Here is a 12487-nt window from a genome sequence, read left to right as displayed (position 1 = left end):
GGCGTGAACCCGGTTACTCTGGCCGGACCAATCTGGACTGGGAGTTATAATGATTCATGGACAAAACAGAGCCTGTTTGATACTAATTTGTCAGGTAGTTTCAATGCCTTCTCGCGCGAGCATGAGTTTGTATTAGGTGCCGATTGGCAGAGAGTCACGAGTCAATGGCGTGGTGGGGCTTATCCAGCAAACCGCGGGTTGCCAGCGAATGTATTTGATCCCAGCTCAACGTATTGGAATCCTTATCCTATCAGTAGCACCTTGACTATCAAGTACAACCCGAACACTCAAGTACAGTATGGCATCTATGCGCGCACTGCATTACAGGTGAGCGATCAAGCAAAGCTGATTCTTGGAGGTAGGCTTGCACGCTACAAATTTGAACAGACTATTGATGATGGTGTTGATATCAGCCGTATTGAGATGCGTGAGCCAACCAAGTTTGTGCCCTATGCAGCGTTGACGTATGAGTTGGATAAGCAGTGGTCTGCCTATGCTAGTTATTCCGAGATTTTCAAGCCACAGCAGAACTTGCTGCAAGGGCCTGAGGGTAGTGCAAAAACTGTGGATGCTATGACAGGCAAGACTTATGAAATCGGTCTGAAGGGCGATTTGTTCAATGGTGCTGTCAATACCGGAGCGGCTGTTTTTTACACCAAGCGCGAAGATGGCGCCATTCTGGATACGCGTTATCCCAATAATTCGGTCTTGTTTGGTGGGAGTTGTTGCTACTTGAATCAGGGTGAAGTGGTCAGCAAGGGAGTGGAACTGGAAGCCAGCGGCGAGATATTACCTGGGCTGATGACGATGGCTAGCTATGTCTATAACTATAACCGCAATCTGGCTGACAGCCTTCCATTGAGCACGATTACGCCCAAGCATATGGTCAAGCTGTGGACTGTCTATCAGTTGCCAGGGGATTACTCCAAATGGCGAGTTGGTGGGGGTGTCAATCTGCAAAGCACAACCTATGTCAGTGGTGTCTCCAACAGGTTTGATGGGGCAGGGAATGTGGTTGAGGCGAATATTCCTTTCAAGTATACCCAAAGTGGCTATGCGGTTTGGGATGCCATGGTGGAATACCAAGTGGACAAAAACTGGTCGCTCAATCTGAATGCCAACAACCTGTTTGACAAGACATATTACCAGACGGTAGGCAGTGCTGGGTTGGGGAACTACTACGGTACTCCCCGAAATGTCATGCTGACTGTGCGTGGCACGTTCTAAGGGAAATATCGATTGAAATGATGGGGCGCTTATCGCACCCCAATTTTTTGTGAGTTCACCGCACCAAATGTAGAAAATGCAGGTGGCGCTCGTACTGGTCCAGGATGTCGCTGATGACCGCGCTCTTGCTCCAGCCGACGAGGTCGTAATTCTGTCCGCCTTCCTTGAGGTGGACTTCGGCCCGGTAGTAGCGCGCGTCTTCGTCCGCACTGTCCTTGGTGCCTTGCACGGTAAAGCTTGGTTGCGCATAGGAGCGCGGCCTGACTTCGTAGACAAAGTCGATTTCGGCGCCATGCATGACTTCCAGCCTGACGCGGCCGTCCTCTCCGGTGGTGACCGATACCTCGTACTGGCGCTTGCGCAGTTCCGTGGCGACTTCTTCCGCCGCGGGTTGCACGGTCTCGAGGATGAATTTCCGCACGTCGCCGCGCGATGGAAAAGTGACGATGGTGCGCAGCCGCTGGCGCCAGTTTTCCGGCGCGTTGCCGGGCGGCGGGGCGAGATAGGTCTGGAAGCGGGTGCCGCGCTTGGTCAGGTCGATGTTCAATGCGCGCAGCAAGCCCCACGATGCGGCGAGCAGGACGATGGAGAAGGGCAGCGCGCTGGCGATGGTCGCGGTCTGCAACGCGGAGAGGCCGTCCGCCAGCAGTAACACCACCGCGACGATGCCGATGACGAGCGACCAGAAAATGCGCTGCCAGACCGGCGTCCTGTCCTTGCCGCCGGAGGCGAGCATATCGATGACCAGTGCGCCGGAATCCGCGGAAGTGACGAAAAAGATGATGACCATGATGACGGCGACGGCGCTGGTGACTTGCGCCAGGGGAAGCTGTTGCAGCAAGGCGAACAGGGCCAGCGAGTTGTCGGTTTTCACGGTCTCGCCGAGCGAGGCCAGGCCGTCGTAAAGGTAGAGGTGGATGGCCGTATCCCCGAATACCGTCATCCAGAGGAAAGTAAATCCTGCCGGCACGAAAATGACGCCGGCAATGAATTCGCGGATGCTGCGTCCGCGCGACACGCGGGCGATGAACATGCCGACGAAGGGCGACCATGAAAGCCACCAGCCCCAGTAGAACAAGGTCCAGCCGCCCAGCCAGTCGGTGGGCTCGTAGGCATAGAGGTTGAAGGTCTTGCTGACGATCTGCGACAGGTAGGCGCCGGTGTTCTGCACATAGGCTTGCAGCAGGAACACGGTGGGGCCCATGCAGAAGACATAGGCCATGAACAGCACGGCCAATATCATGTTGAGTTCGGAAAGCCGGCGGATGCCTTTGTCCAGCCCGCTTGCCGCCGAAGCGGTCGCGAGGGCGGTAGTGACCAGGATCAGCACCACCTGCACCAGGATGCCGACGGGAATTTGCGGGATCAGGTGGTGCAACCCGCTATTGATCTGCAGCACGCCGAAGCCCAGCGACGTGGCGATGCCGAACACGGTGCCGATAATCGCGAAGGTGTCGACCGCATGGCCGATCGGCCCGTGGATGCGCTCGCCGATCAAGGGGTATAGCGCGGAGCGCAGGGTCAGCGGCAGGCCGTGGCGGAAGGCGAAAAACGCCAGGATGAGCGCCACCAGCGCATAAATGGCCCAGGCATGCAGCCCCCAGTGGAAAAAGGTGATGCGCATGGCCTCGCGCGCCGCCGTGATGGTGTCGGCGTCGCCTTGCGGCGGGTCTATGGTGTGCATCAAAGGCTCGGCTACGCCGAAGAACATCAGCCCGATGCCCATGCCTGCGCAGAACAGCATGGCGAACCAGGTGGCGTTGCTGTATTCGGGCTCGCTGTGGTCCAACCCCAGCTTGATGTCGCCGAAGCGGCTGACCATGCAGTAGACGGTGAGGATGAGGACCAAGGCTACGGTGAGGATGTAGAACCAGCTGGCATTCTTGATGATCCAGGTCTGGATAATGCCGAAGATGGCCTGGGCATCGCTGGGGAAAAATGCAGTCAGGCCGACCATTAGCACGATGAGGCCGGCAGCGCTGAAAAACACGCCGGGATTGATCTGCATGCGGGGTGTGAGGGGATGGGATTCTGACTCGGGCATGATGGTGTTGGATGATGGGTTCGGTACATTATAAGCATGTTCGGCTTGCCAGGCGCTAGGCGGGGAGCGGCGGGATTGCCCGATCCCAGAAAGCAGGCGCGATCTTTTTATTGATGATCCTGTAAATAATTGGTTAAATTTTTCGTGATTGTTAGTAGAATTCATCATAATTATCCAGTTTGACAGGAAAGCATCATGGACAGGTTCCAGGCAATGCAGGTATTCACCCGGGTGGTGGATGCCAACAGTTTCACGCGCGCGGCGGATAGCCTCGGCTTGCCGCGCACGACGGTGACGACCACCATCCAGGCGCTGGAAGGCCTGCTCAAGGTGCGCCTGCTTAACCGCACCACGCGGCGCCTAAGCCTGACGCCGGACGGCGCGGCCTACTACGAGCGCTGCATGCGCATCCTGGCCGAGGTGGACGAGACGGAAGCCTTGTTCCGCGACGTGACGCGCGGGCCGAGCGGGCGGCTGCGTATCGACGTGCCGCCCTCGATCGGCCGCCTGATCATCATTCCCAAGCTGTGCGATTTCTACACGCGCTACCCGGACGTGGAGCTGGTGATCGGCATGAGCGACCGCCCGGTGGACATGGTGCAGGAAGCGGTGGATTGCGTGGTGCGCATGGGCGGATTGCAGGATTCCAGCATGGTCGCCCGCCGCATCGGCGCGTTCGGTGTGGTGACCTGCGCTTCGCCGCGCTACCTGGAGCAGCACGGCGTGCCCACGACACTGGAGGACTTGGAGCAGCACCATGCCGTGAATTATTTTTCCAGCCGCACGGGGCGGAACATGGACTGGGATTTTGTCGTGGACGGCAAGGTGACGGAAGTGCGCGGCGTCGGCAAGGTCGCGGTCAACGACGCCGAGGCCTATGTCGCCTGCGCACTGCAGGGCTTCGGCCTGATCCAGGCGCCGCGCTACATGGTGCTGCCGCACCTCCAATCCGGCGAGTTGGTGGAAGTCCTGCCGCAATGGCAGCCGTCCAGCCACCCGATTTCGGTGGTCTACCTGCACAATCGGCACTTGTCGCCCAAGGTCAGGGCCTTTGTGGACTGGATCGCCGAGCTGTTCGCCAGCTGTCCCCTGCTGGGCGGATGCAGCAGCGACATGGTGGATGCGGAGTGCCGCTTTGCCCAGTGCGAGCAGGGCAACACCATGCGCGAGATCATCGACCGCAACAATACGGCCGAGGCGGTATTTTAGAGTTCTTAGGTTTACGCGTATAGCAGCGAGGCGTATGCCTGGCGCACGACCTGATAGCACTCGCATGCCATGCGTTCGAGCCCTGGCCGGTTCAACACGTGGATATGGCCGCGGCTGTAGCTGATCAGCCCTCGCTTCTGCAGTTTTCCCGCCGCTTCGGTAATGCCTTCGCGCCTGACGCCCAGCATGTTGGCGATGAGCTCCTGCGTCATGATGAGCTCGGTCTTGTGCAGCCGGTCCAGGCTGAGCAGCAGCCAGCGGCATAATTGCTGTTCCAGCACGCAATGCCGGTTGCAGACGGCAGTCTGGGTGATTTGCGTAATGAGGGCCTGGGTGTAGCGCAGGAACAGGTGCGCAACGGCAGGCCGATGGTCGAAAATCTGCTTCAAGGTACCGGCGCGGATGCGATAGCCATACCCGGCGCTCTGCACCACGGCGCGGCAGGAGGAAGTGTGGCTGCCCATGATGACCGGCGTGCCGACCATGCCTTCCTCCCCGACCACCGCGATTTCCGTCGATGCGCCATTCTCCATGACGTAGAGCAGCGAGACGATGGCATCGACAGGGAAGAACACGTACTTCAATAATTGTTCCGATTCGTACAACACCTCGCCCAGCTGCATGGAAAGCGGTTCCAGGCTTGCTAACAGCTGCCGCTGATCCTCCAGCGGCAGCGCGTTGATCAAGGTATTGCCATGCGGGCTGAACGGAATGTCCATTTGGCCTCCAAGCAGGTGCTGCAATGCAGTATATGCCGATCGATCCGGCTTGGAAGGGCCAATTGCCGCGTATTAGTCCGATTGGGCTAATTTTACTATAAATCATCAAGTTATGTGCGCTAGCGCACAGTAAGGCACATGGTTGCCATGCATGCTCGGTCTACCTGGCGCTCATAGCCGGGCAAACGTACTTTTCTTAAAGCAAATGACGATGAGAAGGAAGAGAAAATGAATAAACTGACTATGGCGATTTGTGGGGCGCTACTGGCTGCAAGCAGCGGGGTGAATGCAGCGAACATCGTGGTGAACGGGGGCTTCGAGGCTGATGCCATCTCGGGTTCCTGGGAACAGTTGCCTGCGGTGACTGGCTGGAGCTCGGACGGCGTGTTCGAAATACAGCGCGGCAGCGATCATGGCGGTTGGCCCGCATTCAATACTGCATTCGAAGGGGAACAGTACCTGGAGCTGAACTCGACCAACCTGACCTCGATCTGGCAGGACCTGACAACGACTTCCGGCGGTTTGTACAACCTCAGCTTTGCCTATTCCGGCCGCTCGGATACCCCAGGCGACCTGAACAGCGCACTGGAAGTGTATTGGGGCGGGAGCCAGGTGGTGGCAACTTCGGTCACCTCGCATAGCGGATGGGTGGAGTACCACTTCACCAACCTGCTGGCCTCCGATAGCCTGACCACTTTGAAGTTCGTCTCGATAGAGCCGCAGAATGCGCCTTCGTACGGTTCATTCCTGGATGGCGTGATGGTCACTGCCGTGCCCGAACCCAGCACCTACGGCATGCTGGCGCTGGGCCTGGGCGTGATGGGCCTGATCAGCAGGCGCAGACGCCAGCACCAACATCCTCTCTACTAAAATACATTTCTTCTCAATGGGCCAGGCCGACGCCTGGCCTTTTTCATTCCGCTGCCAGCTTGTCGCGGATGGCGGCCACGGCCCGGTACGACTGCAGCCTGACCGCTTGGTCGAATACATGGCCGGTCACCATCAATTCGTCGGGCGCAAGGTCATTGAGCAATTTCCTCAAGCCGGCCTCCACGGTGGCGGCGGAGCCGACCAGCGAACAGGCCAGCATGCGTTCCACGCCGATTTTCTCGGCAGGCGTCCAGTATTGCTCGATGTCGTCCACCGGCGGCGGCAATTGTCCCGGTGTGCCGCGGTGGAGGTTGGTGAAGCCTTGCTGCTGGGAGCTGAACCAGTAGCGCGCTTCTTCATCGGTGTCGGCGACCAGCATATTGGCCGTGACCATGAAGTAGGGCTTGCTTAGCGAAGCAGAGGGCCGGAAGTTGCGGCGGTAAGTGTCCAGCGCCTGCAACAGGAAGGTGGGAGCAAAGTGCGAGGCAAACGCGAATGGCAAGCCATGGGCTGCGGCAAATTGGGCTCCGTAGAGGCTGGAGCCCAGTATCCAGATGGGGATGGTCAGCCCTGCGCCGGGTACCGCCCTGATGCCTTGGCCCGGCTGTGGCAAGGCGAAGTAGTCCTGCAGTTCGGCCACCAGTTCGGGGAAATCCTCACCATGCGCATGCAGGTTGCGCCGCAAGGCACGCGCGGTAGCCATGTCGCTGCCAGGTGCGCGGCCCAGCCCGAGGTCGATGCGCCCCGGGTAAAGCGATTCCAGCGTGCCGAATTGCTCCGCAATCGCCAGCGGGGCATGGTTGGGCAGCATGATGCCGCCGGCGCCGACGCGTATGGTCTTGGTCTGGCCGGCGACATGGCCAATGACGACGGCAGTTGCCGCGCTGGCGATGCCCGGCATGTTATGGTGCTCTGCCAGCCAGAAACGCCGGTAGCCTGATGCTTCCCCAACTTGCGCCAGTTCAATGGAGTTGCTGAAGGCCTGCGCGGGCGTGCTGCCCTGCACGATGGGGCAGAGGTCGAGGATGGAAAATGGAATCATCGCTTGCAAGTGTCGTTCATCAGGATGTTGTGGAAGACAGGTGTTTGCCCTTGAGGTTCGGTTCAAACCCGATTATGCACCGGCCTCAACAATTTCTGTGGGTAACTTTGTGGGCATGATGGGCATTGAATAAATAAGCCGCTGTTATGCCATGCATAAATTAATCCTGCTTGTTTTTTAAGCATCTGCCAGTTTAATTTATCCCACGGGAGAACATACAATACGGGACGCTGTCATTCCTATATACCTTCTCTGCTTCTTGAATCTTATTGATCGGCCCCCATACTTTGACCATGCTTACTTTTGATAACCGTTTCTTGCGAGAGCTGCCGGGCGACCCGGAAACCAGCAACCAGTTGCGCCAGGTATATGGCGCCTGTTGGTCCAGGGTGATGCCGACTTCGGTGTCTGCGCCCAGGCTGCTCGCCTATTCGCCCGAGATGCTGCAAACGCTGGGGCTGAGCGAGGAGGAGATCAAGTCGCCGGCGTGGGTAAGCGCGCTGGGCGGCAACGGCCTGATTCCAGGCATGGAGCCCTATGCCATGTGTTACGGCGGGCACCAGTTCGGCAACTGGGCGGGGCAGCTGGGGGATGGACGGGCCATCAGCCTGGGCGAGGTGGTCACTCCCCAAGGCCAGCGCTGGGAACTGCAGCTCAAGGGCGCGGGCGTGACGCCGTATTCGCGCATGGCGGACGGGCGCGCAGTGCTGCGCTCCTCGGTGCGCGAATTCCTCTGCAGCGAGGCCATGTACCATCTCGGCATCCCCACCACGCGCGCCCTGAGCCTGGTGCAGACCGGCGATATCGTGATCCGCGACATGTTCTACAACGGCAACCCACAGGCGGAAAAGGGCGCGATCGTCTGCCGGGTGTCGCCTTCGTTCATCCGCTTTGGCAATTTCGAGATTTTTGCCATGCGCGACGACAGGGAAACCTTGCAAACGCTGGTGGATTTCACCATCGACCGCGATTTTCCCGAGTTGAAGGATTACCCGGAAGAAGAGCGCTTTGCAGAATGGTTCGCCATCGTCTGCGTGCGCACCGCGCGCCTGATCGCGCAATGGATGCGCGTGGGCTTCGTGCATGGCGTGATGAACACCGACAATATGTCCATCCTCGGCCTGACCATCGATTACGGCCCGTACGGCTGGGTGGACAATTTCGACCCGGGCTGGACGCCCAACACCACCGACGCGGCAGGCCGCCGCTATTGCTTCGGCCGCCAGCCCGACATCGCGCGCTGGAACCTGGAGCGCCTGGCGCAGGCGCTATATGCCTTGAAGCCAGAACGCGAAATCTACGACGAAGGCCTCATGCTTTACGACCAGGCCTACAACAAGGAATGGGGCTCCGTCCTGGCTGCCAAGTTCGGCTTCAGCGCCTGGCGCGACGACTACGAGCCCTTGCTCAATGAAGTGTTCGGCCTCATGACCCAGGCCGAGATCGACATGACCGAGTTTTTCCGCAAGCTGGCTTTGGTGGATGCCGCTCAGCCCGACTTGGCCGTATTGCAGAGCGCAGCCTACAGTCCGGCATTGTGGGAAACCTTCAAGCCCAGGTTCGGCGACTGGCTCAAGCAATACGCACAGGCGACGCTCGCAGACGGGCGCGACCCTGCCGAGCGGCGCGAGGCCATGAACCGGGCCAATCCGCGTTACGTGCTGCGCAACTACCTTGCCCAGCAGGCCATAGACTTGGCCGACGCGGGCGATACCAGCATGATAGAAGAGCTGCTGGACGTGCTGCGCAAGCCTTATGACGAGCAGCCGGGCAAGGAACGTTTTGCCGGCCTGCGGCCGGATTGGGCCAGGCACAAGGCAGGGTGTTCCATGCTGTCTTGCAGTTCTTGATTCAATATTCCGCCATAGGCCATTTGTCTCCAATAATCAAGGGCGAGCGCAGCGAAGCCAAGTCGCTGTGGTTTTTCCTCCCCGTCTGGCTGCGCCGAGTAGCACAGCTTTTAATGGATTAAGGACTGGCGTCTGTCTGAGCGCAGCGAGTTCAGCCAGTCCCCATTAAAAGCGAGCAACGCAGGTTGCCCGGAACGTAGTGTAGGGACGCAGACAATCGGGTCGCCTTTTCTTTCGTATCTTTCTTTTGGCGAAACAAAAGAAAGATACTCGCCCGGCGGGGCGAAACCCATCCTCTCGCCAATCGCAGTATTGATGAAGACGAAAAATCGTTGAGCCTGATGGGATTGGGATGTTGAAGGATCAATGGTCTTGACCACTGTTGCAGACCTTGACCCGTTGCCTTTCGCTTGTCAGCGAGTTACTTTCATTTGCTTCGCCAAATAAAAGTAACCAAAGCAAAGGCGACCCCGGAGTCTGCGCCGGGAGCAAGCTCCCGGTCCCCTGCGTTGCTCAATCTGTCTGGGAGCTTGCTGAACTCGCTGCGCTCAGACAGACGCAAGCTCTTTTTCCAGACAGATCTGCGCTACTCGGCGCAGCCAGACGGGGAATTCAAAATCAAACCCACACTTGGCATCGCTGCGCTCGCCCTTTTGGTTGGCTAGCTGACTTTAGAGTTGTTCCCTGTCCAGCCTGCGGCTTGCATGTGCCAGCGCGGCAAGTTCGAAGTGTTGTTTGCGTCGCTTGATCAAGCGGGTGAGGGCGATCACCGCGACAGGCGTCAATGCGGCCAGCAGGAAGGCTTCGAGTAGGTGGGTGGCGGGCTGATCCGGCATGGGGAACATGAACAGTCCGGCCGCCAAGCCCGCTACCGTCCCGGTCAAGGCCTCCGTGCCTGTATGCGAGCGGCTGAACAGGCCGAAGAACACGGGGAATGCCGCGGCGGCGCATAGCAGGTCGGCCAGCAGGAACAGGTAGAGCACGCTGTAGCCTTGCGCGGCGACAACCAGCACGGGTATTGCAACCAACAGGACCAGCCAGCGCGACAGGCGCATCAGGCTGGCGGCGCTACGCTTCGGCATCACCCGGCCGATGTCCACCGCCACGATGCTCGAGATGGCGCTGATGGCCGTGTCCGCGCTGCACATCACCAGCGAGATGCCGAGCGGAATCAGGGCGACGGCCAGCCAGAGCGGGATATTGGGCATGACCACGCTGAACAAGGCCACCGAGCTGTCGCCATCCGGTGTCGTCGCCATGAAGGCCAGCCCGAAAAGGCCCATGATGAAGATGAAGGGCACGACCAGCAGGCCGCCGAGCAGGAAGCCGTTGCGCATGGTGGGAATGTCCTTGGCGGAGTAGATGCGCTGCCAGTTGCCCTGGTGGAAGATGCCGGTGAGCAGGATGGCGACGAAGAAGGTCAGCCCGGCCTTGATGCCGCCGATATCCTCAAGGTTGATCAGCTGCGGCGCGGTTTGCTGCAGCTTTTCCACGACCGGGGCAATGCCGCCGGTGGCCTGCCAGCCGATGAAGACCAGCGCCGCCAGCAACGGAATGATGATGACGATCTGCACCTTGTCGGTAAAGATGGAGGCGCGCAGGCCGCCGTAGGTGGTGTAGAGCAGGGTGAAGCCGAGCACGATGGCGGCGGTGGCCCAGAGCGGCACGGGCGCCAGCAGTGTCACCATCTTGGCGATGGCCGTGATCTCGGCGCTCATGGCGATGAACAGGTAGAACAGCATGATGGTCAGCGCGAGCAGGTACATGGGCTTGCCGTAGCGCGCCACCAGGAACTCGGTGAGGGAGTGGCCGTTGGGCATCAGCTCGCGCATGCGCTTGCCGAGCGGGATCATGGCGATGCGCGGCGACATCGCGCCGATGGCGTAGCCGATCACGGCGGTCAGGCCGCCCCAGGTCGCCGCCTGCGCGGGCGAGAACAATATCCACGCGCCCAGCGACGAGGCCAGCAAGGTCATGATGCTGGCCAGCGTGCCCTGGCTGTTGCGCGCGACGATGTATTCTTCAAGGTTGCCGCGGAACCTGCGCGAATAGGCCATGCCGGCGATGGCGAAAACGGCGGCGAAAAAGACTAGCCAGGCGAGGGTGGCTTGCGTACTGAGCATTGTGTGGTGACTCCTGTAATCGACGAACGACAAGGAGTACGCAAATGATGGATGCGCTATTTCCTTCCCTTCGCCAGCATGATCTGGATCAAGTATTAAGGGTCATGGCAATTGCCATTTCTCAGCCGCAAGCGGCTCCCCTAGGTTAGGCCTGGAATTATAGCGATATTCCTCCAGTGTGCGATGAAGACATGCGGATAATTCATGTTTCATGGTATGGTTCGGCCTCAGAGTGGCTAACAAAACTCAGCGAAGCTGATCCTGACTAGGCGCTCTGCCGCAGACAGTACAAATAGTACGGCAAGGCAGAGCAACAACGTCAGGAGAGTTTTGTTAGCTACTCTTTGGCACGGGGTGCCCTGAATAAGCTGTTCCTTCAGGGCTGAGACTACACCCGTAATACCTGATCCAGATCATACTGGCGGAGGAATGCCTGTCGCAGCTTTTTTGCTGCGCATTCCTTTGCCATGAAAAATTGCAAAGGAATCGCATGGGCAATCCATCTTCACCGCTACTCCCGATTCAAGAACAACTCGTGCTCGTCACCGGCGCAGGCCGTGGGCTGGGCCGGCATATCGCCCGCGCCTTCCTCGGCCAGGGAGCGAGCGTGGTCGTGAACTATCTGCATAGCGCGGACGCTGCTGCGGCCTTGGCGGACGAAGCGCCGGGGCGGGCCCTGGCGATCCGGGCGGACGTGAGCGACGCCGACGCCGTGCGGGCGATGGCGGAGCAGGCGCAAGCGCATTTCGGCAAGGCGATCACCACGGTGGTCAACAACGCCCTGCCCGACTTCAGGTTCAACGGCGATGCGCGGGCGCATGCGCATGATCTCGGCTGGGAAGGGTTGCAGCAGCAATTCGAGGGCGTGGTGCGCGGCGCGCTCAATACCGTACAGGCCTGCTTGCCCGGCATGCTTGCGCAGGGATGGGGGCGGGTGGTCAATATCGGCACCAACCTGTTCCAGAACCCGGTAGTGCCCTACCACGACTACACCGCCGCCAAGGCGGCGTTGCTTTCCCTGACGCGCACCTTGGCGCAGGACCTCGGGCCTGGTGGCATCACCGTCAACATGGTGTCGGGCGGCCTGCTGCGCACCACTGATGCTTCCGCCGCCACGCCGGATGCCGTGTTCGACCTGATTGCCGCGAGCACGCCATTGCGCCGCGTCACTACGCCGGAAGAGTTCGCCGACGCGGTGCTGTTCTTCGCCTCGCCTTGGTCGCGCGCGGTGACGGGACAGAACCTGGTTGTCGATGGCGGCCTGGTCAAGAATTAGAGCCTGTTCACGATCATTTCATAGGGCAGGCTCTTAGCCAGGATCGCTACGCCATGTTTTTTCAGCCGCTCTTGATCGCACATGCTATCCGCTGACTCAGCGCCTGCTATTCCTGAATTCACTAAAG

Annotated in this window: 9 protein-coding genes and 2 riboswitches; of the genes, 5 read left to right on the top strand and 4 right to left on the bottom strand. The window is 59.4% G+C overall.

Annotated features, from left to right (window positions below; translation table 11 throughout):
* Positions 1 to 3 precede the first annotated feature (3 nt).
* Complete coding sequence (locus ACWXTG_RS05920) at positions 4 to 1227, top strand: TonB-dependent siderophore receptor (protein ID WP_480221046.1); 1224 nt, start codon at positions 4 to 6, stop codon at positions 1225 to 1227.
* Between the two features lie 55 nt (positions 1228 to 1282).
* Here ACWXTG_RS05920 and betT read toward each other — a convergent pair whose 3' ends face one another.
* Entirely contained in the window at positions 1283 to 3271 is a 1989-nt protein-coding gene (betT, locus tag ACWXTG_RS05915) for a choline BCCT transporter BetT (protein ID WP_480221045.1), read from the bottom strand.
* Between the two features lie 195 nt (positions 3272 to 3466).
* On the opposite strand from betT, the gene ACWXTG_RS05910 reads away from it, so the two are divergent.
* The gene (locus ACWXTG_RS05910) at positions 3467 to 4480 is read left to right on the top strand and encodes a LysR family transcriptional regulator (protein WP_480221044.1); all 1014 of its coding nucleotides are present in this window, start codon (positions 3467 to 3469) and stop codon (positions 4478 to 4480) included.
* Between the two features lie 11 nt (positions 4481 to 4491).
* Here ACWXTG_RS05910 and ACWXTG_RS05905 read toward each other — a convergent pair whose 3' ends face one another.
* Positions 4492 to 5199 (bottom strand): Crp/Fnr family transcriptional regulator, encoded by a 708-nt coding sequence (locus tag ACWXTG_RS05905; RefSeq protein WP_480221043.1) that lies wholly within the window; start codon positions 5197 to 5199, stop codon positions 4492 to 4494.
* Between the two features lie 228 nt (positions 5200 to 5427).
* Here ACWXTG_RS05905 and ACWXTG_RS05900 point away from each other — a divergent pair, with 228 nt between their 5' ends.
* On the top strand, positions 5428 to 6069 hold the full coding sequence (locus ACWXTG_RS05900; protein ID WP_407997024.1) for a DUF642 domain-containing protein: 642 nt from the start codon (positions 5428 to 5430) through the stop codon (positions 6067 to 6069).
* Between the two features lie 43 nt (positions 6070 to 6112).
* Here the strand turns inward: ACWXTG_RS05900 and ACWXTG_RS05895 are convergent, their stop codons facing one another.
* The gene (locus ACWXTG_RS05895; RefSeq protein ID WP_480221042.1) at positions 6113 to 7111 is read right to left on the bottom strand and encodes an LLM class flavin-dependent oxidoreductase; all 999 of its coding nucleotides are present in this window, start codon (positions 7109 to 7111) and stop codon (positions 6113 to 6115) included.
* A 293-nt stretch (positions 7112 to 7404) separates the two neighbouring features.
* Between ACWXTG_RS05895 and ACWXTG_RS05890 the strand changes: the two genes are divergently transcribed.
* Positions 7405 to 8961, top strand: coding sequence for a protein adenylyltransferase SelO (locus ACWXTG_RS05890; protein WP_480221041.1), 1557 nt, complete (start codon positions 7405 to 7407; stop codon positions 8959 to 8961).
* A 671-nt stretch (positions 8962 to 9632) separates the two neighbouring features.
* Here ACWXTG_RS05890 and ACWXTG_RS05885 read toward each other — a convergent pair.
* Positions 9633 to 11084: a sodium:solute symporter family transporter gene (locus ACWXTG_RS05885; RefSeq protein WP_480221040.1), complete on the bottom strand. Its 1452-nt coding sequence runs from the start codon at positions 11082 to 11084 to the stop codon at positions 9633 to 9635.
* Between the two features lie 48 nt (positions 11085 to 11132).
* Positions 11133 to 11236, bottom strand: a riboswitch (TPP riboswitch).
* 188 nt (positions 11237 to 11424) lie between these two features.
* Positions 11425 to 11531: riboswitch (TPP riboswitch) on the top strand.
* A gap of 43 nt (positions 11532 to 11574) precedes the next feature.
* Between ACWXTG_RS05885 and ACWXTG_RS05880 the strand changes: the two genes are divergently transcribed.
* Positions 11575 to 12360, top strand: coding sequence for a 3-oxoacyl-ACP reductase (locus tag ACWXTG_RS05880; protein ID WP_407997029.1), 786 nt, complete (start codon positions 11575 to 11577; stop codon positions 12358 to 12360).
* Positions 12361 to 12487: the final 127 nt, after the last annotated feature.

This window comes from Methylobacillus sp. DLP286 (assembly GCF_056636515.1).
The sequence above is the reverse complement of the archived record's forward strand: the minus strand, read 5'-3'. Positions and strand labels throughout refer to the sequence as shown.

What these genes read in the sequence shown, in the direction of transcription:
- ACWXTG_RS05880 (WP_407997029.1), top strand. Translation starts at nt 11,575, where the DNA reads ATGGGCAATCCATCTTCACCGCTACTCCCGATTCAAGAACAACTCGTG.
- betT (WP_480221045.1), bottom strand. Translation starts at nt 3,271, where the DNA reads ATGCCCGAGTCAGAATCCCATCCCCTCACACCCCGCATGCAGATCAAT.
- ACWXTG_RS05885 (WP_480221040.1), bottom strand. Translation starts at nt 11,084, where the DNA reads ATGCTCAGTACGCAAGCCACCCTCGCCTGGCTAGTCTTTTTCGCCGCC.
- ACWXTG_RS05895 (WP_480221042.1), bottom strand. Translation starts at nt 7,111, where the DNA reads ATGATTCCATTTTCCATCCTCGACCTCTGCCCCATCGTGCAGGGCAGC.
- ACWXTG_RS05910 (WP_480221044.1), top strand. Translation starts at nt 3,467, where the DNA reads ATGGACAGGTTCCAGGCAATGCAGGTATTCACCCGGGTGGTGGATGCC.
- ACWXTG_RS05905 (WP_480221043.1), bottom strand. Translation starts at nt 5,199, where the DNA reads ATGGACATTCCGTTCAGCCCGCATGGCAATACCTTGATCAACGCGCTG.
- ACWXTG_RS05900 (WP_407997024.1), top strand. Translation starts at nt 5,428, where the DNA reads ATGAATAAACTGACTATGGCGATTTGTGGGGCGCTACTGGCTGCAAGC.
- ACWXTG_RS05890 (WP_480221041.1), top strand. Translation starts at nt 7,405, where the DNA reads ATGCTTACTTTTGATAACCGTTTCTTGCGAGAGCTGCCGGGCGACCCG.